Here is a 26,556-nt window from a genome sequence, read left to right on the forward strand (position 1 = left end):
ACGGCCGAAACTCTGCGCAATCTCGAAATGGGAGCGGCGGCCTATCTCAGGCCGCTGTCTTCGACCGCACTTCCGACTTGTCGAGATAGTAGCTCGAGTACTTGTCGAAGAATTTCTCCGACGCGCCGAACGATCCGTATTTGGCCAGCTTCTTCAGATCGACCTTGTTCAGCACCGCGCCGACGATCTTGTTGGCGACATAGGGTTCGGATTCCAGCATCGAGCGCACCATGGCGCGCGGCGTGCGGCCCCATTCGGCGACCAGAACGAAGCCGTCGACGAGCGGCGCGAAGGCCTTGGCGTCGACCACCGGCCCCAGCGGCGGCAGATCGACGACGATGTATTCGAACGTCTCCTTGGCGTTCTCGATGAAGCGCCGCATGCCGGCCGAGGAGAGAAGCTCGCTGGTGTGCGAGAAATGCCCACGCGACACCGCCGGAATGATCGCCAGCTTGGTCTGCCTGTCGATCTTGCCGACGGACTGCCAGGTTTGGCCGCTCACCACGGCTTCCATCAACCCTTGCTCGGCTTCCATGCCGAGGCTGCGGCTGAGGCCCGGATTGCGCAGGTCGCCGTCGATGAGCAGCGTCCTGGCGCCGTTGGCGGCGAGCAGACCTGCGAGATTGGCCGCGACCGTCGACTTGCCTTCGCCGGGCAGGACCGAGACCACGCCGATGACGCGGCTGGCCTGCCCTTCCATGACGACATCGAAAGCGATCTTGGCGCTGCGCAGCGTTTCGGAGAACATCGACGCCGGAGCGTCGATGCTCACCCGCATTCGCGCGCGCCTTTCAATGGCGGCCGGCGATCTGGCGACCTTGAGATCGGGCTCGTCCGGTTTGTCTTCCTTCGTCGGCTTGCTGCCGATGGTAGGCAGGTAACCGAGGAATTTGAGGCCAACGCGGTCGCGCACCTCCTCGCCGGTCCTGAAGAACCGCTCGTTGAACTCGTTGAGCCCGCCGAAGCCGGCGCCCATCAGAACGCCGAGCACCAGCGAAAGGCCGAGCACGATGACCGTGCGCGGGCTCGAGGCGGCAAGCGGCGTCGACGCATCCGAGATGATGCGGATCTTGCCGACCGGGAAGGATTGCTGCTGCGCGGCTTCCTCGTAGCGGCCGAGGAACGTCTGGTAGAGTGTGGTCAGCGCCGTCGCCTTCTGGTCGAGGTCGCGCAGCTTCACCTGCGACTGGTTGTCGATGGAGCTCTTGCCTTGCGCGGCGGCGACATTGGCCCTGAGCGCGGTCTCGCGCGCCAGCGCCACCTCATACTCGTTGCGATAGTTTTGGGTCAGCTGCTTCAGTTCGCCGAAGATCTGCGCCGATATGTCGGCCTTCTCCTTGGCGAGCGCCACCGCCTGCGGATGCTGCGGGCCGAAATTCGCCTCCACATCCTGCTGCCGCTTGGCGACGGTGAGGTAGCGCGTCTTCAGCGCCGCGATGACTGCGCTGCTTGGCTGGTCGCTGGATATGGCGGCGTCCTTGAAAGCGTTGTCCGAACCGCTGTCGACGATCGACTTGTATTGCTGGTAGCGGGCGCTGGCACGTGCCGTGTCGGCCTGCGCCACGATGAGCTGGGCGTTCAGGTCGGCGAGCTGCTTGTCGCTCATCAGCTGGCCGTCGCTGTTGGCGGACAGGCCATGTTCGGCCCTGAATTTCTCGACCGCCAGCGATGCCTGCTGCGAGCTTTCGCGCAGTTCGGTCAGCCGGCCCTGCAGCCAGACCGCCGCGCGCTCGGTGGCGTCGAAGCTGGCATCGAGCTGATCGGCGAGATAGGCGTCGGCATAGGCCTTGGTGATGGCTTTCGCCAAACCCGGATCCGTCGCCTGATAGCCGAGCGCGATGACGTAGCTTCGCCCGACGCGATCGGCCCGGATCTCGTTCTGCAGCTTGAGGATGGCATAGTCGCGTCGCGACGTGGCGATCAACGCATCGCGCGCGGCGGGGTCGAGCTTGGAGATATCGCCGGCGCCCGGCGTGGACTGGCTCGGATGGACATACTGGATCAGACCGCGGATCATGCCGACGCCCTGGGCAAGCGCCGACTGGGGCGGGTTCATGAACGCGTCGTTCTGGTCGAGCTTGAGCTTGTCGACGACCACGGCGGCGAGCCGGGTCGAGGTCAGGATCTCGATCTGGCTCAGGATGGCCGAATCGGTCTGCATGGTTGTCGATGTCGCCGAGATGTCGTCGACGATCTTGTTCAGGCCCTCATCGATCAGCACGCTGGAGACCGACACAAATTTTGGCGGCGTCGTCTGCAGATAGAGCAAGCCCAGGAAAAGACCGATGATGGCGCACACGCCAACCACCTTGGCCTGCCGTGCGGCCATGCCAAGCAGCCGCTCGATATCGATGAAGTCGTCGCCGTCTCCTGCGTCCGAATTCGGCAATGGCATCCTCTTGTCGAGAGGAAAATTGGCATAATTCATCTTCGGTCCAATTCTGGCTTGTCTCGCTCGCGGGCCCCAGAAAGATCGGGAGCATTGGCGGACGCGACACACGCTTGGTGCCGGACAGCGAGGAGCCAACCGGCCCCTCCGCCGTCAGCCATCCGACAATGCTCCCGAAAGATGGGCATTATGCGGCTTCTTCCTGGCGTTCATGCGTCCGGACGAACTCCCGGAGCATCTCGAAAACCGGGCCCTTCATGTCGTCGCGCGCCAGCGCGAAGGCGATATTGGCCTGGATGAACCCTTCCTTGGAACCGCAGTCGAACATGCGGCCCTTGAAGGGCTGGGCAAAGAATGGCTGCTCCTGCGACAGGCGGACCATGGCGTCGGTCAGCTGGATCTCATTGCCGGCGCCGCGTTGCTGGTTGCCCAGAAGCTGGAAGATCTCGGGCTGCAGGATGTAGCGGCCGTTGATGTAGAAGTTCGACGGCGCGTTGGCTGGCGCCGGCTTTTCGACCATGGCCGTCACCTCGAAGCCGCCGCCAATGTCGGCGCCACGGCCGACGATGCCATATTTGTTGGTCTCGGTCGGATCGCAGCGCTCGACGGCGATGACGTTGCCGCCGGTCTCGGCATAGAGATCGGTGATCTCGGCCAGGCATCCGCGCCCTCCGAAGGAGACCATGTCAGGCAAAAGCAGGGCGAAGGGCTCGTTGCCGATGACCTCGCGCGCGCACCAGACGGCATGGCCGAGGCCTTGCGGCGATTGCTGGCGGATGAAGGAGGTGGCGCCAGCCACCGGAAGCAGGCTTTCCAGCGACTGCAATTGCGCCTTCTTGCCGGTCTGCTCCAGGGTCCCGATCAATTCCGGATGGAGGTCGAAATAGTCCTCGATGACCGCCTTGTTGCGGCCCGTCACGAACACGATGTGCTCGATGCCGGCCTCGAAGGCCTCGTCCACCGCATATTGCACGACGGGCCTGTCGACGACGGGAAGCATTTCCTTCGGCATCGACTTGGTCGCCGGCAGGAACCTTGTTCCAAGCCCCGCCACCGGTATCACGGCCTTCCTGATTTTCTTCATCGCAAATTCCTTCTGAGGAGATCGACTTCAGTCCATTCACAGGCCACGAAAAATCCCTCCATGTGCCTGCATCTTCACCTCCCCACCCCAACGGCAAACTGTGCCGCTACTCTTCGCAACCGCACGGCGATCGGCATGCCCATATGCCCGACCGCCGCGGGGTCGCTGAGCGCAGTCCGTATCGCCTTGAGCGGGGACCGCGCCTTGATGTGCTGAACCATCGCCAGGAACGAGGCTGCCTTGCGCAGGCTACGGCCGCGCCGGGCGAACGCCGCCTGCGCAGCCTCATCCATCTGGTGGGTTTGAGCGAATACCGCATCTGCTTTGCGCATCGCTTCGACGTGATGAAGCTCGAGCACACGGGAGATGGAGCCGCTGCGAATGTGATAGGCATAGCCGATAGTAGGCTCGACCACGCATCTGCCGCCCTTGGCCAGGGCGTCGGCAAACAGGATGTAGTCCTCGCCGATCCTCAGTTTCTCATCATAGCGCAGCTGGTTCTCGTCGAGGAAACTGCGCAGGAAGATCGGCTTGAGGTAGCCGAAATTGAATTTCGATTCGAAGACGACGTTGCCGGCGATGTAGGTGGCGAGCGTTATCTCGCGCAGACCTTCCAGATACTGGTGCGGGAACATCGCGTCCTCGACCACACCGTCCTCACGGACGACCTGGAGATTGTCGACGGCGATCTCGGCGTCCGCCTTTTCGGCGCGGCCTGTCATGGCGGCGATGCGGCCGGGAAAGACGGCGTCGTCGGAATCGAGAACCGCGATCCACCTGCCGCGCGCGGCGTCGAGCCCAGCATTCCTGGCCCCACCGGGGCCCTTGTTCTTTTCGAGCGCCACGACGCGTACGATGTGCTCGGGATAGGCTCGCGCCACATCGAGTGTGCCGTCACGCGATTTGTCGTCGACGACGATGATTTCGAGGCTGACACCCTTCTGGGCGATGGCGCTGGCGATCGCCCGATCAAGGGTTGCCTCGGCGTTGAAGGCCGCAATCACAAAAGAAACGTCGGGGACGAAGGCACCATCAGGCTGCATGCTTGCCCCCTTCCCCTGGTGAAGGCTGGCCGTAGAGGCGCAGTTCGCGCACACCGACAAGGCCGCTGACGACGCCGACATGCATGATGCCGCGCAGTACGCTGCGGTTCCTGCGCATCGGGCTGGCGGCAACCGGAAGTGCGGCGGCAAAGCAATAAGCGGCCTTTGCCGCGGCAAGGCCCGCCTGCTTCACCCGCGCGATGCCGCTGGCATTGCGGCCCAGGAGATGGCCGTGCGTCTGGCCGACCCGGAAACGGCGGCGGCTGAGCCAGTCGAAAGCGGCTCTGGCCCTCGGCACCGCCTCGTCCACCCATGCTTCCGGCGCAAAGGCGATCCGGCCGCCTGCCTTGTGCATCTGGTCGAAGAATTCGGTGTCCTCACCGCCGGTCTGGCCGCGCGCCAGGCTGAAGCGGCGGTCGCGCAGGCTGTCCGATCCCATGCGCAGCAGGACGTTGCAGGTGTAGCCGGTGCGGATTTCGCCGCGCACGCGAACCGGCAAGGTGGAATGGAAATCGCCGCGGCGCATCCAGTCCGGCGCATCCGGGCGATAGAGCGCGCGCACCGGGCCGAGAACCGCGGCGGCGCCGCTCTGTTCAGCCATTGTCACCAGTTCGGCGAGCCAGTGGGCGGTGGCGGTCTCATCGTCGTCGATGAAGGCCAGGAAATCCGCCTCGCTGGCGTCGAGGCAAGCGTTGCGGGCAATCGAGATGTTGCGCGCCGGGCAATGCCGGTAGCGGACCGGCAGCTTCAATTCCTGCGACAGCGCCGTCACCAACGCCCTGGCGCTTGGCGTGTCGTCATTGTCGGCGACGATGACGCCGACCTCGAAGCCGTCAGGCATGGCAAGCGCGGCGAGCGAGCGCAGCGTGTCGGCCAGTTCCGGCCGCCGGAACGTGCACACGCCGATGTCGATGCTGCGGTTCCTGGCCCCAACCGCCATCACGCCGCCCTCCGCCACGCGCCGAGGCCGAGAAGCTGCAGCCAGAAGCCGACGGACCAGCCGAAATGCATGACCATCGCCGAGACGCCTGCAAGCGCGATATCGGCATTGCGCTGACTGATGGCCGTCACCAGGCCGTAGCCCAAGCACACCGCCACCCACAGCAACAGCGGCAGCGCCGCAATCCAGTGCACGAAGGAGAAGGCCGCCAACAGAACCACCGGGAAGACCGCCAACGGCACCATCTGCCGAACCTTCGGGATCACCCGGTGTTTCAGCACATTCTTGGCCCGGCCACGGCCATAGCCGAGGTACTGGAAATAGAGGCCGCGCAGCGAAGTACGCGGATAGTAGACCATCTGCGTCCTGCCGCTCATCCAGATCCTGTAGCCGGCCTGCCTCAGCCGATAGTCGAGTTCCGCATCCTCGTTGTGGCTGAACGTCTCGTCATAGCCGCCGACGGCCTGGAAGGCCGATATCCGCATCAGCGCGTGATGGCCGTGGTCGACCCACTCGCCGGCGGAGAGGTGGCGATGCTTGGAGCCGCCGGTGCCGAGCTTGGAATTCTGCGCCGCCGCCGCCGCCTTCTGCACGGTGCCGCTGCCGCTGGTCAGCATCGAAACCACCACCGAATCGGCGCCGGTGGCCTGCGCCTCCTCGACCAGCCGGTCGCAATAGTCGTCGGGATAACCGCCATGGGCATCGATGCGGATCAGATATTGCGCGCCCTCGCCGAATTTGGACACCGCCAGGTTGATCGCGGCACTCTGGATGCGCCTTTCATTGTGAAGCAGGATGATGCGCGGATCGTTCTTCTGGCGCTCACCGACAATTGCCAGCGTACCGTCGGTGCTGCCGCCATCGGCAACGAGGATCCGCGCGCCAAGCCGTTCCGCCGCCGGGCAGAGCTGGTCGAGCAGTGCACCGATATGAGTTGCCTCGTTGAGGCACGGGATCACGATCAGGCTGGCGGCAGGCGCTTGCGTCATCGGGCGATGTTTCTCCTAGGCCAAAACTTCGGTTGTGAAAGGCTCGCGCCCGATGGTCAGTCGGCGAAGTTTCTCGACCAGGGCGCTGCAGTCGCCGCGATCGTAGCTCCACATCCTCGGATTGTGGGCCAGCACGCGCGCCTTGAGCCTGCCGAAGCGGTGTTGTTCCATCCTGCCAAGTGCTGTTTCCAGCGCCTCGGGCGTGGCCTGCGGCAACAAAACGCCGATATCGCGATGCCGCAGGAACCGTCCGGTCTCGGTGTTGTCCATCGAGATCGGCACCGCGCCGAAGCGGCAGCCTTCATAAAGGCGGTTGGGCAGCAGCCATTCGGAGTTCTGTCCCTCCTCGAAGAAATCGATCGCCCAGGAGAAATGGACGTCCTGATAGATCGCCGCCATGTCCTCCGGGTTGCGATACGGCCCGCGAAACGACAGGTAAGGTTCGGCATCGACGAAGGCATGGAAATCCGGGAATTCGGAAAGTGCCGGGCGGCCGCGCAGTACGACCTCGAACCGGCCTTCCATACGGCGCGTGAAGCCGGCCAAAAGTTCGAGCGAGCGGCGGCACCGAAGCGCCCCGAACCAGCCGATGCGCCATGGCGGGGCGCCAGGTCCTTCCACCGCCTCGCGTTCGCCAGGCAGAACAGCCGCTGCCTCGAAATACTTGTTCTCGACCAGTTCCACCGGTGCCGCGACCTGGCGGAAGGGTTTGAAATAATTGGCGATGAAGGCGGGCGAACTGGTCACCAGCAGCTTTACGTCCCGCGCCAGATGGCGCTCGGTGGCGCGCAGCGCCTTGCCCAGGACATCGTCGCGGAGCACCAGGCGATGAATGTCGAGGCATTCATAGACGATCGGGACCGCGGCGCCGAAAGCCGACCTTGCCCGGCGCGCCAACGCCAGCATTTCCAGGTTGCGCGCGATGATGATGTCGGGCTTCGGCATGCCCTTGAGCTTCGAACCTATCGAAACTGCTGTTTTCGCCACGGCCGCCAGACGCTGCGCGAATCGGCCGTCACGCGTCGCGCCAAGATCGACCGGCCGCAATCCTTCGATATCGGCAACCGGGGTGGCGGTACGGCGGAAGCCAGCCAGGGTGACCTGGGCGCCACCTGTCCGGAGCATCGTGATCCGCCGGCGAACCGCCGGATCGGAAACATCGTGTACAAGGTACAAGACATGCAGCATGAAAACTCGACCGCTGTTTGACCCACCCGAGGGAAGCCTAGTACAGCTCTTGCTGCATCGCAACATTTTTGCTGCGGCGTAGCAAAAATCGACCCGGCGCGTTGATCAAGGCGAATGCCCGGGAGTCAGGAGAACCACACGCTCTGAATGGATTTATCACGTCGTTTCAAAGGCTTGCCAGCCCGGAAAGCTTCCCTTGGGGAGTCAGGCCGCTGAAGACCATCGACTGGCGATAAATTTGTCCACAGTGCATATTGCGCTGCAGCATAAAATGCGTGGATCGAGACGAAGCAGGATGGCGCCCTACGGATTGGCCGAGCCCCGAGCCAAATTCGGTTTCTTGAATAGGTACTTAAGCCACATTTTGATAATGTCTCGATACCTGATGTTCTCTTTTCGCATGACCTCCCCGGCAAATCCCGACCGGAGCAGGTGCTTCCAATAAAGCCATGCAAACGGGTGCCACTCTCCAGCCTTCCACGGCTTAACGCTCTCCGTAAAGTGGATGATTTTCGGCACGGTATGCCTATCTCTCGACATCACGCGCCATGCGGCTAGATCATCGTACATAAACTCTCTCTGGAAATTCCAAGTCGCATCCACCTGCTTCCACTTACCCCACAACACGACATTCAGGGCGTCCTGATCGGCATATTCAAACTTGGATGGATGCTCCAGCAACAGATTCAATGCACCTCTCAGAATTCCGTCAATACGAGCGCGATGCATGTCAAATACCATCATCCCCGCGTTAAAATATTGACCGGGGAGGGTGAAGTTATACTTCTGCGCGAACGCTTCGATATTTATACCAGGATCAGGAACAGCCGCACAAACACAGTCACCCAAATCACACTGCCAAAGCTCTTTCAGGCTGCCCGTCACAACCATATCGATATCCAGGTATATGAGACGAGATATCGATTCATCCAGAACCTCGTCCATGATAAGACGCAAATATGTAGCGCGGCTTATTTGCAGAAGAGGAGGCAACGTCAAAGCATCGTGGCCGACAATTGAATACCAGCGAACCTCCATCGCTCTCAATTCGGCCGATATTAATTTTTGCAAATCTTCACTTATAGCGTCATGTATAATATGCACCTTGAAGGTGTCATCCTGATCGGAATTTGATTGGACTGATTTCAATAGTGTAACCAGATGCGGTACATAGTTTGTGTCGGACACGCATACTATGTTGATATTTTCATCAACAGAATTGCTCATCACCGCTCCTTAAATTCAAAAAAAGCCGTTCTGATCTTTTGAACGCCAAAAGTGCCAGCCGCCATGCCCCGGGAGACGCTCCACGGCTCAAAAATATCGCGACTTTGCACTTGGTTGCTTGAAATTTGCTTTAGTCATGGCCCAGGCAAAGCCGAAATGCACTCGAGCTTTTTCTGGTCGGCGGCGCAAGGTGGCGAGAATACCTCGCAGAAGCCGAGCGATGATCCTGTCCGGCAAAAGTAGCCGCCGATTGACGAAGTATCCAATCGCCAATTCCTCCCGCAGAAGCTTGGTCTCGCTCCATGTCTCGGCATTGTGGTTGGGATTGCTGTAGCTGACATCCCTGGTGTCGATGCGCAACATCGCGTGACGGTGGGATGCCAAATAGTACTTGGTCCATTCCTGGTCCTCGGCCGAAAAGACCTCCTCCCGGAAGGGACGCTCTCGTAGCAGTCGAGTGGGGATCATGGCCATGGTATTGGACAGGCCATTTCTGCCGTTGAAGTTGTGATTGGTCATAACGGTGTGGCACTCGTGTGGGGCATCCTGTGCTGGTGGATGCCTCCAGTAGACAATCTCCATGCCCCCACCAAGACCAGCGTCCCATCCTTTCGCTATCAGGTCAGGCGCCCGAATGAGCATGTGGCTGCTGATGATGAGCGTGAGAGGCTGGTCGTTGATTGCGACACCGAGATTGATCGCTTTCGAGAAATTAAAGTCCTCGGAAGGATATGTCACGATATCCGCACCAAGCTCTTCAAACGCGCTGGATACGGCCGGATCGCGCGACGAATCCACGATGATAAACCGTTTCGGAGGCACGCTTTGTCTTCGCAGCGCTTCTATCACTTCGATCAGGAGCGGCGTGCATTGATATGCGCGGATCACCGCCGCGTAATGCGGCGAAGAGCTGCGATCCGGCATTCCAATGACCTGGCTCATTTCGGCGGCATCACGGCTTGGACAGCATGGACCATGTCGGCGGGACCATCAGCTAGCCGGCAGATGGGCGCCGCATGTGTCCAGGTGTCGTAAAAAGCAGCAGCTTTGGCATCGAAGGATCTGAAAACGACGTTCGGGATTCCGAGAAGCGTGCTCAGAATATGAGCATGCAACCGATCGGTGACCACAATACGCCCGCGGCTCAACAGATCGATACCCACCCTCAGCCGGGTCTCCGCGTAGCGTCGGCGTGCGATAAGCGCCAAGGGTGCCAGCAGCGGATAGGCGACAGGAACCTTACGCGTGAATTTGGAGAACAATATGTCCGCCAATCGAGCCGCGGTTCTGGGATCATCCAACCAGTCTCTCGCCTCCGCGGAAAGCCCCATCTGGTTCAGCTGCCTCTTGATTTCTTCATGCGGCGCCACCGCTTCCTTGTCAGTGCGCAACAGGCAGAACGCGTCCACATTTGCCGGCTTGCGGACGATCCGGTCCATGGCGAATGCCATGTCCGGACAGAGCACCACCTGGCAATCGAAATTCGCCCGGGCAAAGGCTTCACTTTTTGTGTCACGAGCCAGCAATGTGAAATCGGAATGCGCGGCGATGGCGTCACGCGTTTCCTGCAACACTGCCGGTGAGTCGAAATGGATGCTTTGAGACAGCTGGATGGTCGGTCGATTGGGAAAGCGCCGAAGGATTTTCAAACGAAACTCGTGGTGGTGAGGATATATATCCCCGAAATTGCCCCCGCCATGCATCAAGAGAACGGATGCGCGCTCGATGTGTCGGTCAGATGACGGGCTGTAGGTACTCCAGTCGTGGAATGCCACTTGGCTGCCGGGAAGCTCGCGTTTAAAAAAATCCAATTCGCCCAACAAGATCGCGCAGTCGCCGACGTTGGGATGCTCCGGTGGATCAATAAGGTGGATGCGCTCGCCGCGTCCGGCTATCAGCGGGAGCAAGACTTCTCTGATACGATGCCGCAAGGCAATTTGAAGATCTTCGGTCGTTCGGCTCCCTTGCGGAGGGTCTTCCAGCCATTTCTGGTGCGTCATCAGAAGTCGATCCTTTTGTGTGTCGCTCTTTTCCATCTTGCCCCACCGACTGCGGTGCACAATAGCCACATCCGTTTTAATGCTGCACTGCGGCATAAATGCTTGCGCCCTGACCCGACGGGGAATAAAAACGGTCGCATCGGACATTGATCGAATATCGATCGCGGGCGGGATGTGTCGGTTCTGAGTGTACTGGAGGCGCCGGCGCGTGGATGGAATCAAGGGAAGACTGGCCAAGGGCGCGGCATGGATCACCGCGGCTCGGCTCATCACCAATCTCCTGGGGTTGGTAAGCACGCTTGTCCTAGCGCGGCTGCTCACTCCCGGCGATTTCGGAATTGTCGCCCTCGGCTGGACCGTGCTCGCGATCTTGAACTCAGTCACCGAAATTTCGATCGGCGCTGTGCTCATCCATCATCCAAATCCCACCAAGGAACATCTTGATACCGCCTGGACGCTAAGCGCGGTGCGTGCCGCGGCGGTCGCCGCGATGCTTATGGTCGTCGCGATGCCGGCCGAATCGGCGTTCGCGGAACCGCGCTTGCCGCCGGTGCTGGCGGCGTTGGCAATTTCGACACTGATAGCAGGGCTTGGCAGTCCGCGTCGAATTCTCCTCACGCGCGACCTGGTGTTCTGGCAGCAATTCCTGGTCGAAGTTTCCCAGAAGCTTGTCGGGCTCATCGTGTCGGCCGTGTTCGCGTTCATCTTCAAAAGCTACTGGGCGCTTGTTGCGGGAACGTTGGCATCGGATTTCACTGGCCTCGTCATTTCCTATGTAGTCGCGCCCTTCAAGCCAAAGCCCGGCTTGCGGCACTGGCGCGAGATGTTCGGCTATTCCATCTGGCTGACTCTTGCACAGGCTATCAACACACTGAACTGGCGGTTCGACCACCTGCTGATCGGGGCCTTCCTCGGCAAGACCCCGCTTGGATATTATTCGGTGGGCGACAATCTCGCCGCCATGCCGACGCGCGAGGCGATCGCTCCTTTGACCTCGGTGCTGTTTCCTGCATTCGCCCATGTGAAGAACCGTGACGACGGCGGCCTGGAGAAAGTCTACCAGTCGTCGCAAGCGCTCGTCACGATGATCGCCTTGCCCGTCGGTGTCGGAATGGCGCTGATTGCCGAACCATTGGTCCGGCTGACGATGACGGACAAGTGGCTTCCCGCCGTAATCGTGATCCAGGCGTTGTCTGCCGTGTTTGCCATTCAAACCCTGGGAAGCCTGGCGCAACCGCTGGCGATGGCGACGGGCGACACGCGATTGCTGTTCAAGCGTGACGTTCAGGCATTCATCCTGCGCGTCCCCTCGGTCATCGTCGGACTTTGGCTTGGTGGACTTGCCGGCGTGGCAATCGCGCGAGCGGTGGCGGGGGTCATCGGCATCTTTTTCAATCTTCAGGTCGTGCGGCAACTCACCGGCATTGGCTACCTGGCACAGGTGCGCCCAAATCTGCGAAGCCTGGCAAGTGCCGGAGTCATGATCGCGGCCGTGCTCGTCTCTCGGTCGGCGCTTCCATCCGGCGTCGAAACGTCCGAGATGATTTTGAACCTCGCGTCACAGATCGCCATTGGAGCGATCTCTTTTGCCGCAGCGCAATTGCTGCAGTGGAATTTGATGCGACGACCTGTAGGACCCGAAACTGAACTGATTGCCCTGGGCAAGCGGCTTTTGATGGGCAGGGGCGCACGCCTGCTTGGACGGTGGGCATGACAGGGAAAAAGCACGACACCGCGGTCGTCTTCGTGACCGACAACGGATATCTCGGTCCGTCACTCCTGGCGGCACTTCAGTTGACGGCGCAAGGCATCGACGCGTTGGCCGACATCATGATCTACACGGTCGGTGTCGATCCAGCACTGATCGACACACTTCAGAACCGTGCAGGTCGGGCGATATCCTTCATCGCGCTGCCCGACACGTCCTATGTGCCACCGGATGGCGTGGCGTTTGCCAAGAACCACGTGCCAGTCACCGCTTTGGCGCGGCTCGTGATAGCCGACCATTTGCCGTCGCAGTATCGCAACATCGTTTATCTTGATGGCGATATCCAAATCGTTGGAGACATTGCGCCGCTCGTTCGGCATCGGGTCCGGGACGGTTGGATCGCGGCCGGCAGGGGTAGCGCCTGGCTCGATCCCGACGATAGATTGGGGCTTAATCCTAAAGGCTATTTCGATGTGTTGGCGGGAGCCACGCGTCAGAGCTACTTCAACTCCGGAGTGCTGGCATGCAACCGGGACACTTGGGCCATTTATGGTCCCAAAGCGTTAAACGCATTCTTCAGCAACGGCGACACATTCATTCGGCACGACCAGAGTGCACTCAATGCCGTCTTTGAGCAAAATGTCGAACCGCTCTCGCCGGCCTATAATTTCCACAATGTCTACGCCAAGCTCAAGTGCCACGGAATTCTCGCGCCAAAGATCATCCATTTCACCGGCCCCGCCAAACCTTGGAAGGCTGCCGTCCCGCCATGGGGATGGCGTTTCCACAAGCCTTATACCGATCTCATGGAGCGCTTTCCGGAGCTTGCGTCGGTCTTCAAAGTCGAACCTTACGCGCCGCAGCCGACACCCGGCCTGCGTGCGAGAATTTCAACCCTTCGGGGCGCTCGCACTCGAATATCCCAGCGCCGGGCATTTCGTGCCTATGTCAAGCGGGACTTCTTCGCAGTTAGATAACCGCCGCTATGTCGATTAATTCAGGGCGCGAATATTGACTCAAGACCGCTTCAATTCCCTGCATGCAATTCGTGGAATTGCAGCTATCGTCGTACTAACGAGCCACTTGGTGTTGGCCATTCCAGGTATCGATTTGCTTGTGTGGGCAGACCCAAACGCGACACGCCATTTCACCTGGCGCTGGGAAAACGCAATTACCTATTCTCCGCTCCACATCTTCTGGAGCGGGCACGAAGCGGTATTGGTGTTTTTCATATTAAGCGGCTTTGTCTTGACGTTGGCTATTCTCAAGGCACGGGATTCTTTTGCCAATTATGCCGCAAAGAGAATAGTGCGAATTTGGATGCCCTTTGCCGTCGCATTGTTGCTGGCAATAATTGCATCAAAGGCTCTTTTCGTTCAACCCATCGGAGATGGATACAGCGAATGGCTCCAGCACATGCCACCTGGTGCGATTTCAATCAAGTCCGTCGTGGGTCATTTGTTGATGACAGGACTGACCCAACATATGACGCTATCGCCCATAATGTGGTCTCTCGTACACGAGATAAGAATATCCATCGCGATGCCATTCATAGTCTGGGGCGTTCTGAAATTTCCAAAGGCCATGATAACTTTGTCGTTGGTCCTCTTGGTGCCCGGGGCGATCTGGCCCGAAGCATTTAGCCTTACCGCCAGCAGCGTAACGCAGTCTCTTCTGCAGACCTCCATTTATATCCCGATCTTTGTCGGCGGAGCTTTCCTGGCCGTCTATCGAGACACACTGAAAACAGCTATCGCCAAATATCCAATCGTTGTCGTTGCGTTGATGTGGGCCATGGGAATTCTTCTTCTGGAGGCTCGATGGATCATCTATGACGGGTTACTTTTCAGCCACATCTCCTCCGGGGTTGGTGCTGGCCTCATAATTCTTATGGCGTTCGCTTCGCTCGGGAGTAGCCGTTTCCTCGATAAGCCGGCGCTGATATGGCTGGGGGATATATCTTACCCATTGTACCTCACTCATTTCACTGTGCTCATCGCTGTCGCGAAAATAGGTACGTTGATTGGTGCTCCTGTGTGGATCGTCCTGCCCATGGTTCTTGTAGTGTCGCTTTTGGTAGCTGACATTTTCCGAAGAATGGTCGATAGCCCTGTGCAAAATCTCAACAAGATGTTTTCGGCCAAGCCCCGAACCGCCTAAAGCGCGTCGCATTGAAGTGGCGTGGTGGCCAGCCCCGTGAGCGTCGAGCGATCGACATGATCGCCTCAATTCACACACCACGATGACGCGCTGCTCAGCTGGAGTGAGGGCGTGTTGGTGACGTTGCACGGGGTTACACGAATTCAAAGCCGGCTATCCAATCAAGCTGGCCTATTTTCCGTCGACCTGATGCATGTCGCGCAAACTGCCCAGAGCGCGGAGCGCACAACGCCGGGTTAACAGCTGTCGTGATTGCATTCAGCTGCTCACGCCACCAGCCTGCCAATCGAGTGATATTCGATGCCGTGGCGCGCCACGACCTTGGGATCGTAGAGGTTGCGGCCATCGAAGATGACCGGCGTGGTCAGTGCAGCCTTCAGCGCATCGAAGGACGGTGCGCGAAAATTCTTCCATTCGGTGGCGATCAGCAGCGCATCGGCGCCGCGCAATGCCGCTTCCTTGGTGCCGCACAACATCAGGTCGTCGCGCAGCCCATAGATGGCCTGGCATTCCTGCATGGCCTCGGGGTCATAGGCCTGCACGGTCGCGCCGGCGTTCCAAAGCGCTTCCATCAGCACACGCGCCGGCGCCTCACGCATGTCGTCGGTGTTGGGCTTGAAGGCCAAGCCCCACAGCGCGAAGGTCTTGCCCGTGAGATCACCCTTGAAATAGCGGTGCACCTTGTCGAACAGGACGGATTTCTGGTCGTTGTTGCGCTCCTCGACGGCGCGCAGCAGCTTGGCGTCGAATTTGACGCCCTCGGCGGTCTTGATCAGAGCGCGGACGTCCTTGGGAAAACACGAGCCGCCATAGCCGAGACCCGGATAGATGAAGTGGTAGCCGATGCGCGGATCGCTGCCGATACCCTTGCGCACCTCCTCGATATCGGCGCCGAGCTGCTCGGCGAGGTTCGCCATCTCGTTCATGAAGCTGATCTTGGTCGCCAGCATGCAGTTGGCGGCGTATTTCGTGAATTCGGCGCTCCGCACGTCCATCACGATCATCTTCTCATGGTTGCGATTGAAGGGCGCGTAGAGTTCGCGCATCACCGCTTCGGTGTCCTCGCTGCTGGTGCCGACGATGATGCGGTCGGGCTTCATGCAGTCGGCAACGGCGGAGCCCTCCTTGAGGAATTCGGGATTGGAGGCGACATCGAAGCGCAAATCCTCGCGCCCCCTTTTCTTCAGCGTCTCGGCGATCCTGGCCTTCACCTTTTCGCAGGTGCCGACCGGCACGGTCGACTTGCCGACGACGATCTTGGCGGTATCCATCTCGCGCCCGATGGTCTCGGCGACCGTCAACACGTATTTGAGGTCGGCCGAACCGTCCTCGCCGGGCGGCGTGCCGACCGCTATCATCTGGATTTCGCCATGCCTGACGGCGGCCGCCGCATCGGTGGTGAACTTGATGCGGCCGGCGGCGTGATTCTCCCTGACGATGCTTTCAAGGCCTGGCTCGAAGATCGGGACGAGGCCCTGGTTGAGCCGCTCCACCTTGCTTGCGTCGATGTCGACGCAAACGACCTGGTGTCCAACCTCGGCAAGCACCGCCGCCTGCACGAGGCCGACATAGCCAATTCCAAACACCGTCAAGTTCATGCGGTTTGATTCCCATCAGGCAGCGGGCCTCTTCTCGGCCCTGCCGGTTCAATTCGTCTTTCCCAACTCCTTTATACTGCACACCAGCGATTCCGGAAATTGGCAGGGCTGGCCGAGCGCGGTGAAGGCGACACGTTCGACCTGCAGCGAAAGCTTGCGGCCCGGATCGGCGAACGTTCCCATCCAGCCCTTCATCGTATCGCTGCCCCAAAAGCTGAAGAAAATCCTCTGCGCATGGCTGGGCAGCTTCGCAGGATCGGTGATGGTGTTCACAAGCTGGCCGTTGAGGTACCAGCGCAGACTATCCTTCTCCCAGACGAAGGCGTAGTCGTTGAAGGCACTGTCGGTGCCACCGGGCACGTCGACCAGCTTCTCGTTCTTGCCCTTGCCGGCGATATAGGCGTTGACCTGCACCTTGGACGTGTCCTTGGTGAGGACCTCGAAATCGATCTCGTCCCAGGGCTGCTTGTCGGACGGGCCGATATAGGAAAAGAAGGCCGCATTGAGGCCGGCGCCTGTATCGGTTTTCATTCGCGCCTCATAGGTACCATAGCCGAAGCGCTGCTTGGTCTGTACCTCACCGCAGGCGAACTCACGATCCTTGGTCTTCTGCTTCGCGAAGCCGAGCGAAAGAACGCCGTCGGAAAGCTGGACCAGGCCTTTCGACCAGGTGCAATTCTGATGGCTGCCGTTTGTCCAGCCATCTGAAACGTACCAGCGCTCGTGGTCGAAACTCTTGAAGTCGTCGACGAAAGAGGGCGCGGACTGGACATCCTGCGCATGAGACGGGGTTGCCGGCAGGCTGCCAAGAGCGGCGAGCAGCAAAGCGACGGCCAGGCCGGACCACCAGCCGAAATGCAGGGGGGCGTCGATTGCTGTCGTGGACATGATTTTGGGATCCGAATTCATGACAAACTCACCTTTGCGCTGTGCGTCCCCAACCCAAAGTCGACGTTTGAACTGCCTCCAAACGGGCCAACCTTGACCTCTTCAATCACCCTCCCGACTTCCTCCAGTCTTGCATCACCTCCGTCGTGACGGTCCCGCGCCGCCGCCTTCACCCCCGGCCGGCTCCTGCCCGCCAGGCCGATGCGACCGTGGCCAGCGAATCGGTGGCCGCATTCTCGTCGAAGACCGCATCCAGCGAATGACGGAGCTCGCGCATCATGCCGCCCTGGCGCGACAGTGCCGCGATACGGCGCTCGCTGTTCAAGATCGACTGCGTCAGCGCGCTGACCTCGGACGAGCGGCGGTCGGAGGCGGAACCGTTTTCCACGGCTTCGACCGGGAAGGCCGTGTTGGTCGCCTCCTTGCGGTAGCGGCTCTCCAGGCTGGTTTTCTCGGCATCGATTTCAGCCGCGACCTGCTCGAACAGCTTCGCCAGCCGGTCGAGACGCGCAACGTCTGTCTGCCTGTCGCGGATAGGATCCCTTGATCTGAAGCCGAATATCGAGGCCATGAGCTTAAATTCCCGTCATCGCCGGCTTTCCGGGCCGGCTTCCGGCCGGGCCACTGGCCGATCCCCGCAACCGGGGCTGAAAAACTCGTACCGCGTCCACCTCTCCGAAGAAGAGAGACTTCGGACCAGTCCGACCGGGGGCCAATTCGGCTGGCCGTTCAATTTGCTGCACCGCAACATAGACTGCCATCCCCGGAGCCGCGAGGCAACCACCCAATTCGTAAACTCATAAATCCGATCGAAATGGTTTGCGTGGCACGCTCCCGGGCGGCAGGCAACACCGGACGGTCCCGCGCCTTACCGTCCCTTGCCCGTGCTGGTTCCGTCCATCAGGAAACGCAGCGTCGGCACGCGCTTGTTCCTGGACACGAGGCCAACACTGCGAAACAGCGCCTCGAGCTTGTCGGATGCCACCCCCTGGACGATGGGAATGAGGTTGGATTGGCTTGCGAAGGCGTAGGCCGCGGCCGAAGCCAGGCCTCGCTCGGCCTTCACATCGAGGAAATTGCGCAGCCGGTATTTGTCGCGCACATGCCGCTCGTGCCGCCGCAGTACCGCCTTGGACCCTTCCGGCAGGCTGTCGATGGCCAGCAGCGCCAGATCGGCATCGGCCAGCCGCTTCAGGTCTTGCGTCTTGTGGCGGCCACTGAGCGAATCGGCGCGCACGATGGCGCCGTAACCGCAAGAGCGGATGACCTTGAACCGTGCCCCGTGGGCGACCGCCCGCGCGTAAAGCTCATAGTCCTCGCCCAGTCGCAGGCTTTCGTCGTAGCGCAATCCGTGGCGGTCGAGGAAGGCACGGCTGATCACGGGCTTCAAGAAGCCGAGTTCACCTCTTTGCACCCGGCGTCTGGAGATGTTGCCTTCCACGAAGCTTTCGAAATCCAGGAATTCCGGATCGGCGGCAAAATCCGGGGCGACGATTTTGGTCGCGTCACCGGTCGCGTCATCTCTGATAAGCATGATGTTGTCGGCGGCGAAATCCCAGTCGGCGCCGGCAAACAGGTTGCGAAACCGGCCCTCGAGGAAGAAATCGTCGGCGTCCAGAATGCTGACGAACGGCGCTCGTGAGCGGGCGATCGCGGCATTGCGGGCAAAGGACGGGCCGCGGTTGACGTCGAGGCGCATGACGGTAAGCCGACCGCTGCCATCATCGGCGGAGCGGGCAACCTCGGCCGTAGTGTCGGTAGAGCCGTCGTCGACGACGACGACCTCCGCCACTTCCGGCTCGCGCAGCGCGGATCCGATGGCGACCGCGATGGTGCGCGCCGCGTTCTTGGCCGCGATGATCACGCAGACCTGGGATTTCGTCATCGACATGGAATTTGCCTCTTGCACAGGTTCCGTTCTGCCCTCGCCCTGTACCCGTTCGATACCCACTGCCATCATGGACTGGCCGGCCGTTCGAAGATGCGGCGGCTGATGTCCGCCGACGCGGCCCAGCCAACCTCAGCCAGATAGCGGACGGGAGCCCGCCCGCACAATTCCCACAACACCGTCCGCCGCTGCGGCCAGCGCAGCGACAACAGCCATGGCGCAATGACCATGTTGAGCAGATCCTCATTGCCGATGCGCGACAGGATCGGCTTGGCCCGCTCCGACAGAAGCGTGCCGGTGCCGCCCAGCAGCACATCGGCGGCGCGCAGGCCGAGCAGCAAGGTGTCTTCCAGTCCCTGGCTCACCGCGGCATCGAGCACACGCTGCTGATCAGCCTCGTCGAGTCGGCTGGCGCTGGCCCTGATATCGCAGACATAGCCGGCGCAGGGCTCGCGGTTGAACAGGGCCTTGGCGACGCTTATGCAGGACAGCATCAAGGTGTCGGCGGCTGACGTGAAGGGGACTTCGGCGCCGGTGATCTCGACCAGCCGTTTTCGCCGCAGGAACCCGTCGGCATCGCGGGGGCTGGGCGAGCCGGGCTGCTGAAGCCGGTAATGAAGATCGACCGTGGATGATTTCGGCCCATTGCCGCGAACCATGTGCTGTTCGCCGAGGAAGCGGACCCACCAGACCGAACGTGACTTGCCTGACACCTCGTAGCCGATCGAGCGCAACACGTCGCGTGCCTTCGAGAACCCGGCCGGCGAGACCAGGATGTCGACATCGCCCGCAGGCTTCATGAAGTGATCGTCGTAAAGCAGATGCTGCTGGAACGGCCCTTTCAGGAAGACGAAATCAATCCGCCTGTCGAGCAGCGCCTCGTTGACGGCCATCGAATCCATCAGGCAGGCGGCGTTCATCGAAACCGTCCTTCTACGATAGGTTTCAAGCCACTGGACGAGCTCGGCCGGCCTCTCATTCGCCGGCGCACGCGACAGCACCTTCAGAACGAAGGTACCGACCTTGTTGAGCCTGGCGATATCGGTGACGACAGCGACGGAAAGGCCCGGCGGCGATACCTCGCCCGCCGAGGCGGCCGTTCCTGCGAAATACAATCGTAAGCAGGCCTGCACATAGGCGATCTCATTGGCGCAGTCCGTGGCGCGCAATCTTTCATAAGAGCTTTCCGGCAAGGCCATTGAGCGCACAGTCTCCAAAAACGGTTTGCGCGTCGCGCTATGCTGCAACTGCGAAGCAAAGCATCCTTAAAAACCGCGGCGCCGTAAAGCCTTTCCTTTCGCAGTGCAAAATTTTGCGACCGCCGGGCTATCGGCGGCGGTCAGTTCAAAGAGGGATATAGTCTAGTGTTGTCTAAAATCAATCGCCTGCGTTATTTTCCCTTAAAACAGTAGAATCAAAGGTTTACAGGGCTTGTAGCAGCAAGCGGCGATTGCACGCGGCTTTATATCAAAAGAGGCGAGTCTCTTATACCGGGTGACGTCCGCAACCCATAATTGATTAACGCAAGGTAAATGAGGCTTGACTCATAAATGTTGCCGTGCAGCTATTGCAATGCAGCATTAAAGTGCTGACGGCAATCGACAGGCCGTTTCAAGTCCTAATGGAGAGTAAAATGGAACAGAATGTTGAAAAGCATGAGTATGAAACGCCAAACCTGACGGTACATGGTTCAATTGAAACCATTACGCAGGGCGGCGGTGGCAGCACGGCACTCGACGCGTCGTTTCCCGCGCACACCCCGATCGGCGACCTGACTTTCTCCTGAGACCAGCCTGATGCTGGAGGAGTGACGTTGGGCCTCCAGCATCCAAGACCAAAATGGAGCCGGGGATGAAAATCCCCGACTTTCCGCCTTGAACCGACGACGTGTAAGCCGTGTGTTGCAAACGAGGTTTTAGGATGAACTGGAACCCCTCCGAGCACGATTGCGTAAGGGCCACCAAGGACGCCGTTGCTTGCGAATTCGGCAATGGCCTCGCGCTTCTCAACCTGAAATCCAATATTTATTACAGCCTCAACGGTGTCGGGGCCTTCATCTGGGAACTGATCCAGGAATCCAAATCGATCGCCGATATCCGCAGCGCGGTTCTCGCTCGCTACAATGTCGACGCCGAACGCTGCAAGGCCGACGTCGATGCATTGCTGAAAGGCTTAATGGAAAACGGGCTTGCGAGGCTTGAGCATGAGGCCCTCGTCTAGGCAGGTGTCGCAAATGGCCATGGTTCCGCAGCAAAGACCTGTGACACAGAGACATCCCCGGCCGATGAAGCAGCGGCCTGGCGGGCGGCGCCTGGCCAGGATTTTGTCCTTGAGCGGCTCGGAAGCGCTTTTCCTGTGCCGCTGCCTGCTGGTGGTCGCGGCCGTCCGGCTCGGGCTGACATTGTTCTCCTACAACCGCGTCCGCGGGATGGTGACACGGCTCAACGCGCGCCAATGTGCCAGCATGGGCGAGTTGCGGCTTGTCGCCTGGGGGGTTGCAGCGGCCGCACGGTTGGTGCCGGGCGCCACATGCCTGACCCAGGCGCTTTCGGGCCAATACCTCCTGGCGCGCCAAGGCAATGCCTCGAATGTCCGCATCGGCATCGAGCGCGGCACGGGCGAGCAATTGAAGGCGCATGCCTGGCTGGTCAGCGACAACCACATCGTGCTTGGCGGATCCGTCGATGGTTTCGCCCATCTGGTCGACCACGGCAGCCGATGAGCGGCGTGGCCGGAATCCTGCTGCGACAGGGCCCCGCGCCGGCTGAAGCGGCGAGCGGCATCCAGCAGATGCTGGCGCGCATGCGCCATCGTGGCCCAGACGGAAGCTCATGGTGGCAGGACAGCGGCATCGCGCTTGGCCACGCCTGGCTGAACACGACCGACGAACCCGGCCCCGGCCCGCTGACCATGGCCGGCGGCAAGCTGGCCATCACCGCCGACTGCCGGCTCGACAACCGCGACGAGTTGCTCGCCAGGCTCGGTATCAGGGACAGCTCAGTCGCCGATGCGGTATTGCTGATGCGGGCCTATCTGCGCTGGGGTGAAGCCTGCCCCGTGCATCTGCAAGGCGATTTCGCCTTTGCCGTTTGGGATGCAGAGCGGCAACTTTTGTTCTGCGCGAGGGACCATTTCGGGGTCAAGCCATTCTACTACCACGCCGCGGAGCGACGCTTTGCCTTTGCCTCCGAGATCGGGCCAATGCTCGACCTCGACGGGGTCGATGCGCGCCTTAGCGAGCACCGGATTTCTGGATTCCTGGCCGGGCTTGCCGACGGCCCGCAATCCACGCCCTACAGCGACATCTTCGCCCTGCCGGCGCGTCACAGCCTCACCGTCACCGCGCAACGTCTGCTGCTGCGCCGGTATTGGCAGATCGAGCCATCGCAGCGAGCGCCGCGGTCTGATGCCGCGGAAGAATTCGCCCATCTGTTCTCGCAAGCGGTCCGAAATCGCATGCGGGGAAGTTCGTCGGTCGGTGCGATGCTGAGCGGCGGCCTCGATTCCTCCTCGATCGCCTGCGTGGCCGGGCTGCAAAATGCGGCCGGGCGCAAGCCGAAGCTGCCGACCTTCTCACTGGTTTTCGACAAGGGTTCGTCGATGGACGAGCGCTCCTTCGTCGATGCGGTGCTGGATCAGCAGAAGGCCGATCCGACGCTGATCCCTGTCGGCAATTATGCGCCTTTCGCTGAGTTCGAACGAGTACTGGAGGAGCAGGAAGGCACCTTCCTGGCGCCGGGCCTGACGCTGACCCGCGGCATCTACCGGACGGCGGGCGCCAAGGGCATCAAGGTGCTGCTCGACGGCCATGGCGGCGACGAAGTCGTTTCGCAGGGACATGGCCATCTGCACGAGCTTGCCAACGGCGGCCGATGGCTGGACCTCTGGCGCGAGGTCCGCAGCGCCTCCAACACCTATGGCGGCAGCACGCTCGGCCTCTATTTCCAGTTTCTCACCATTTACGGACCGGCCTGGCGCATCGCCAGGCTGAGGCAGCTGGGGAACCGAGCCCTGAACAGGATACGCAGGCCTGCCAAATCGCAGCGTGGCCGGAGCTGGCGCGACCTGATCAATCCGGACCTTGCCCGGCGAACGGAGCTCATCGACCGGTTCCACCGAGCCGCCTATATGCCGCCCAGCATCCAGGCCAGCGACGCGCTCAGCCACCGCTGGATCCTGTCCAACGGATATGTCCCGCATTCTTTCGAGGTTCTGGACAAGGCCGCCGCCAATTTCGGCGTCGAGCCGCGTTATCCGTTCTGGGACAAGCCGCTGGTCGAATTCTGCTTGGGGCTGCCGGGCGAGCGGAAGCTCAGTCACGGCTTTGGCCGCTACGTGTTGCGCCAGGCCATGGAGGGCATCCTGCCGGCGGCGGTTCAATGGCGGCGCGACAAGATCGATTTCACCGCCAATCTCGTCAACGGCATGGTGCGCAATCATCGCGACCTGCTGGAGCAGTTGCTGGTTAGCGATGCGGGTCGCATCGCGCCCTATGTCAACCTGCCGGAAGTAAACGCCGCCTATGCGCGGCTGCTGCGCCAGCCGGACCAGGCGGCACCGCTCGATGTCCAGTATGTCTGGCGCTCGGCGTCACTGTCGCTGTGGCTGCGGCAGGTCCAGCATGGCGGGAGCCCCGCATGATGTCTCGCCATGAGCCGTTCGGCGGCGATCTCGACCATCTTGCCCAGCGCGGCGGGATCGCGGGAGAACGACGTTACTACCGCGCCTACGGCCTGATCATCGCATCCGATGTGTCACTGCCCGAACTAGAGCCGGCGGAACCGGCGGCGGCCGACATCGAGATCGCCATCGGCCCGATCGACATGCCCAAGCCCTCGGCGGAGGCCGCGACCGTCTTCCGCTTCGAGCCCGGCCGGCAGTATCTGGCCTGGGAGGCCGTCGGCGCATTCCTGATCAGCGACGCGCGCCGCATCGATGTCCAGCCGGCGCCCGGCGTCGACGACGCCTTGCTTGCCTTCCCGCTGCTGGGGCCGGTGCTGGCGCTGCTTCTGCACCAGCGCGGCCTGCTGGTTCTGCATGCCAGCGCCATTGCGCTGACCGGCAGGGGCGCCATCTTCATGGGCGACAAGGGCGCCGGCAAATCGACGACGGCAAGCGCGCTGGTCCGGGCCGGACACGATCTGCTTACCGACGACGTCGTGGCGATCGACCTGGCAGACCCGAACCAGCCGATGATCGTTCCGGGGTTTCCGCAGATCAAGCTTGCCGCCGATGCCGCGGCGGCGATCTCGCTTGGGCAGGCGCACGTGCGGCCGCAAGTGCATCCCGCGATCGAGAAGCTGCAGCATCGCCTGCACGGCGCCTTCTCCGGCAACAAGGTGCCGACGGCCAGGATTTACATCCTCGAGCGCGGCGAAAGGGCTGGGATCACCCCCTTGCCTCACATCGCCGCCTTGCCTGCCATCATCAAATTCTCCTACGTGACGCGGTTTGGCCGCGCCGCACTCTCCGGCGATTTCGCGGCGATGCATCTTCGCCAATGTTCAGCAATCGCTAACCATGTCGGCGTGTGCCGGCTGGACGTTCCGACGGGCATCGACAGGATCGGCGAGGCCGTGGCGCTGATCGAAAAGGAACTGGCTGGAGATGCCTAGGTCATCGGTCTTCAGCCTGTCGCTGTTTCGCGATGTCGCGGCGTTCGGTGCCGTCATTGCCCAGATCGGCGGGCGGCGAACCTGGACGGCGCTGTTGTTCCTGATCCTCGGCAGCCTGACGGAAGGCATCTCCATCCTGCTGCTGGTGCCGCTGCTGCATCTGGTCGGCCGCGCCGACCAGGATTTCGCGGTCAGGCTGCCGAACATTGATTTTGTGCGCTGGCTGGTGCCAGGCGGAACGCTGCAGCTGACCACGGTGCTCTGTGCGCTGGTCGGGCTTGTTGCCGTGCAGGCAGCCTTCAACCGCTTCAAGTCGGTCTATATGGCAAGGCTGCTCTTCGATTTCATCAACCGCTTGCGCATGAACCTGTTCGAGAGCATCGGCAAGGCGCGGTGGGGCGTGTTCACGCGCATGCGCGGCTCCGATCTCGACCATGCCCTGACCGGTGACATAGACCGCGTCCAGGGGGCGGCCTTTTCCCTGCTGATGCTGGTGCAGATCGCCGTGCTGCTGGCGGGCTATCTCGTGATTTCCATGTTCATCTCGCCGGTCATGACGGCGTTTGCCGTTGTCATCGGCATTGTGATGTTCATAGCGCTGCAGCCGTTCCGCTCTCGGGCCACCGCGTTCGGCCGGATCCTGACGACCAACCGCCAGGATCAGTACCGCACGGTCTCGGAATTTCTCGGCGGCATCAAGGTGGCCAAGAGCCTGAATGTCGAGGCCAACTATTTCGCGCAGCTGCAGGCCACGCTCGAAAAGATGAAGGCCGACAACATCGCTTATGTCCGCAATTCTTCGATCGGCACAGCCGTGTTCCAGGTGGCGAGCGTCGTGGGCTTGAGCGTCTTCATCTACGTGGCGCTGGTCCGCTTCCACCTGTCGCTGGCCGAGATCGTCGTGCTGCTCCTGGTCTTCATGCGGATCGCGCCGCGCTTCATGGACATGCAGACGCAGGCCCAGCAGCTGCTGATCAACCTGCCCGCCTACACAGCAATGCGTAGCCTGCAGGCCCGTTTCGACGCCGAGCGCGAACCGGGCCATATCGAACCCAGGGACGCCCGCAAGCTGTCGCTCGATACGGGGCTGAACATTCGTGATGTCTCCTTCGCCTATGACGACGGCGCCGGCAAGGCGGTGGTGAGCGACATCACCTTCGGCCTCCCGGCCGGCAAGGTCACCGCTCTGATCGGCCCGTCCGGATCAGGCAAGAGCACGATCGCCGACATGCTGCTCGGGCTGCTCGAGCCGACCGCCGGCAAGATCCTCGTCGATGGCGTCGAGATCGATGCCGGCAATCGCCGCCGCTGGCGCGATCGGGTGGCCTATGTGCCGCAGGACGTGTTCCTGCTGCATGACACGATCGCGGCGAACCTGCGGCTTGCCGCCCCGCAGGCCAGCAACGACGAATTGTGGACGGCACTGCGCGCCGCGCACGCCGGCGAATTCGTCGAACGGCTCGACCTGGGACTGGAGACGGTGGTCGGCGACCGCGGCGTACGCCTCTCGGGCGGCGAGCGTCAGCGCATCGCGCTGGCGCGCGCGCTGCTGCGCAAACCCTCGCTGCTCATCCTGGATGAGGCAACAAGCGCGCTCGACTGGCAGAACCAGTCGCTTATCGCCCGGTCGATCGACGGCCTGCGCGGCGCGATGACGATCCTGACCATCGCGCACCGGCCATCGATGATTGCCTTCGCCGACTGGGTGGTGGCAATGGAAGGGGGCCGTGTCGTGGAAGTCGGGCAATATCAGCGGCTGAAGGCGAAGCCGGGGAGCCGGCTGTCCCGGATGCTGTCGGGAGAACAATCGGAGACTGAACCCGCCGATGTGGCCTGAGG

At 61.2% G+C, this 26,556-nt stretch carries 23 protein-coding genes; 9 read left to right on the forward strand and 14 right to left on the reverse strand.

The genetic code is table 11. From position 1 onward, the window contains the following. Window positions 1-46 precede the first annotated feature (46 nt). The 9 genes from O7B34_RS03680 to O7B34_RS03720 all read right to left on the reverse strand — a co-directional run bounded on the left by O7B34_RS03680 (window position 47) and on the right by O7B34_RS03720 (window position 11,007). A complete protein-coding gene (locus O7B34_RS03680; protein WP_027142875.1) occupies window positions 47-2,428 on the reverse strand; it encodes a polysaccharide biosynthesis tyrosine autokinase in 2,382 nt (793 codons plus the stop codon). A 148-nt stretch (window positions 2,429-2,576) separates the two neighbouring features. Then, a complete protein-coding gene (locus O7B34_RS03685) occupies window positions 2,577-3,473 on the reverse strand; it encodes a UTP--glucose-1-phosphate uridylyltransferase (RefSeq protein ID WP_140746177.1) in 897 nt (298 codons plus the stop codon). 74 nt (window positions 3,474-3,547) lie between these two features. Next, window positions 3,548-4,516: a glycosyltransferase family 2 protein gene (locus tag O7B34_RS03690; protein WP_337144909.1), complete on the reverse strand. Its 969-nt coding sequence runs from the start codon at window positions 4,514-4,516 to the stop codon at window positions 3,548-3,550. Beyond that, entirely contained in the window at window positions 4,506-5,456 is a 951-nt protein-coding gene (locus O7B34_RS03695) for a glycosyltransferase (RefSeq protein ID WP_337144910.1), read from the reverse strand. The genes O7B34_RS03690 and O7B34_RS03695 overlap by 11 nt, the downstream gene beginning before the upstream one ends. After that, window positions 5,456-6,445, reverse strand: a complete 990-nt coding sequence (locus tag O7B34_RS03700) for a glycosyltransferase family 2 protein (RefSeq protein ID WP_337144911.1) — start codon at window positions 6,443-6,445, stop codon at window positions 5,456-5,458. Before O7B34_RS03700 ends, O7B34_RS03695 begins: the two co-directional genes overlap by 1 nt. A gap of 15 nt (window positions 6,446-6,460) precedes the next feature. Further along, window positions 6,461-7,633 carry a glycosyl transferase family 1 gene (locus O7B34_RS03705; protein WP_337144912.1) on the reverse strand — a complete coding sequence of 391 codons (1,173 nt, stop codon included), beginning with the start codon at window positions 7,631-7,633 and terminating at the stop codon, window positions 6,461-6,463. A gap of 303 nt (window positions 7,634-7,936) precedes the next feature. Continuing rightward, window positions 7,937-8,860 (reverse strand): glycosyltransferase family 8 protein, encoded by a 924-nt coding sequence (locus O7B34_RS03710; RefSeq protein ID WP_337144913.1) that lies wholly within the window; start codon window positions 8,858-8,860, stop codon window positions 7,937-7,939. Window positions 8,861-8,947: 87 nt separating this feature from the next. Then, window positions 8,948-9,802, reverse strand: a complete 855-nt coding sequence (locus tag O7B34_RS03715) for a glycosyltransferase family 2 protein (RefSeq protein WP_337144914.1) — start codon at window positions 9,800-9,802, stop codon at window positions 8,948-8,950. Next, window positions 9,799-11,007 carry a polysaccharide pyruvyl transferase family protein gene (locus tag O7B34_RS03720; protein WP_337144916.1) on the reverse strand — a complete coding sequence of 403 codons (1,209 nt, stop codon included), beginning with the start codon at window positions 11,005-11,007 and terminating at the stop codon, window positions 9,799-9,801. Before O7B34_RS03720 ends, O7B34_RS03715 begins: the two co-directional genes overlap by 4 nt. Before the next feature lie 61 nt (window positions 11,008-11,068). Here O7B34_RS03720 and O7B34_RS03725 point away from each other — a divergent pair, with 61 nt between their 5' ends. The 3 genes from O7B34_RS03725 to O7B34_RS03735 are packed head-to-tail and all read left to right on the forward strand — an operon-like array spanning window position 11,069 to window position 14,728. Further along, entirely contained in the window at window positions 11,069-12,574 is a 1,506-nt protein-coding gene (locus O7B34_RS03725) for a lipopolysaccharide biosynthesis protein (RefSeq protein ID WP_337144918.1), read from the forward strand. Next, entirely contained in the window at window positions 12,571-13,545 is a 975-nt protein-coding gene (locus O7B34_RS03730; protein WP_027142866.1) for a glycosyltransferase family 8 protein, read from the forward strand. Before O7B34_RS03725 ends, O7B34_RS03730 begins: the two co-directional genes overlap by 4 nt. Window positions 13,546-13,579: 34 nt before the next feature. After that, window positions 13,580-14,728 carry an acyltransferase family protein gene (locus tag O7B34_RS03735; RefSeq protein WP_337144920.1) on the forward strand — a complete coding sequence of 383 codons (1,149 nt, stop codon included), beginning with the start codon at window positions 13,580-13,582 and terminating at the stop codon, window positions 14,726-14,728. 266 nt (window positions 14,729-14,994) lie between these two features. On the opposite strand, the gene O7B34_RS03740 is transcribed toward O7B34_RS03735, so the two are convergent. The 5 genes from O7B34_RS03740 to O7B34_RS03760 all read right to left on the reverse strand — a co-directional run bounded on the left by O7B34_RS03740 (window position 14,995) and on the right by O7B34_RS03760 (window position 20,301). Beyond that, on the reverse strand, window positions 14,995-16,326 hold the full coding sequence (locus O7B34_RS03740; protein ID WP_027142864.1) for a UDP-glucose dehydrogenase family protein: 1,332 nt from the start codon (window positions 16,324-16,326) through the stop codon (window positions 14,995-14,997). A gap of 48 nt (window positions 16,327-16,374) precedes the next feature. Then, window positions 16,375-17,235 (reverse strand): family 16 glycosylhydrolase, encoded by an 861-nt coding sequence (locus O7B34_RS03745; RefSeq protein WP_337144921.1) that lies wholly within the window; start codon window positions 17,233-17,235, stop codon window positions 16,375-16,377. A gap of 148 nt (window positions 17,236-17,383) precedes the next feature. Next, window positions 17,384-17,785: a hypothetical protein gene (locus tag O7B34_RS03750; protein ID WP_337144923.1), complete on the reverse strand. Its 402-nt coding sequence runs from the start codon at window positions 17,783-17,785 to the stop codon at window positions 17,384-17,386. A 297-nt stretch (window positions 17,786-18,082) separates the two neighbouring features. Beyond that, entirely contained in the window at window positions 18,083-19,105 is a 1,023-nt protein-coding gene (locus O7B34_RS03755; RefSeq protein ID WP_337141953.1) for a glycosyltransferase family 2 protein, read from the reverse strand. 65 nt (window positions 19,106-19,170) lie between these two features. Next, window positions 19,171-20,301, reverse strand: a complete 1,131-nt coding sequence (locus O7B34_RS03760) for a nucleotidyltransferase family protein (protein WP_337144924.1) — start codon at window positions 20,299-20,301, stop codon at window positions 19,171-19,173. A 434-nt stretch (window positions 20,302-20,735) separates the two neighbouring features. On the opposite strand from O7B34_RS03760, the gene O7B34_RS03765 reads away from it, so the two are divergent. The 6 genes from O7B34_RS03765 (at window position 20,736) to O7B34_RS03790 (ending at window position 26,554) form a co-directional block, all read left to right on the forward strand. After that, entirely contained in the window at window positions 20,736-20,888 is a 153-nt protein-coding gene (locus O7B34_RS03765; protein WP_084636520.1) for a lasso peptide, read from the forward strand. 134 nt (window positions 20,889-21,022) lie between these two features. Beyond that, the gene (locus tag O7B34_RS03770) at window positions 21,023-21,322 is read left to right on the forward strand and encodes a PqqD family protein (protein ID WP_337104494.1); all 300 of its coding nucleotides are present in this window, start codon (window positions 21,023-21,025) and stop codon (window positions 21,320-21,322) included. A gap of 109 nt (window positions 21,323-21,431) precedes the next feature. Beyond that, window positions 21,432-21,824 (forward strand): lasso peptide biosynthesis B2 protein, encoded by a 393-nt coding sequence (locus O7B34_RS03775; protein WP_245262077.1) that lies wholly within the window; start codon window positions 21,432-21,434, stop codon window positions 21,822-21,824. Further along, the gene (locus tag O7B34_RS03780) at window positions 21,821-23,743 is read left to right on the forward strand and encodes a lasso peptide isopeptide bond-forming cyclase (protein ID WP_337144925.1); all 1,923 of its coding nucleotides are present in this window, start codon (window positions 21,821-21,823) and stop codon (window positions 23,741-23,743) included. Before O7B34_RS03775 ends, O7B34_RS03780 begins: the two co-directional genes overlap by 4 nt. After that, complete coding sequence (locus O7B34_RS03785) at window positions 23,740-24,717, forward strand: serine kinase (RefSeq protein ID WP_337144926.1); 978 nt, start codon at window positions 23,740-23,742, stop codon at window positions 24,715-24,717. The genes O7B34_RS03780 and O7B34_RS03785 overlap by 4 nt, the downstream gene beginning before the upstream one ends. After that, window positions 24,710-26,554 carry an ABC transporter ATP-binding protein gene (locus tag O7B34_RS03790; RefSeq protein WP_337144927.1) on the forward strand — a complete coding sequence of 615 codons (1,845 nt, stop codon included), beginning with the start codon at window positions 24,710-24,712 and terminating at the stop codon, window positions 26,552-26,554. The genes O7B34_RS03785 and O7B34_RS03790 overlap by 8 nt, the downstream gene beginning before the upstream one ends. Window positions 26,555-26,556: the final 2 nt, after the last annotated feature.

Origin of the sequence: Mesorhizobium sp. Cs1299R1N3 (assembly GCF_037179625.1) — a bacterium.
GTDB lineage: Bacteria > Pseudomonadota > Alphaproteobacteria > Rhizobiales > Rhizobiaceae > Mesorhizobium > Mesorhizobium salmacidum.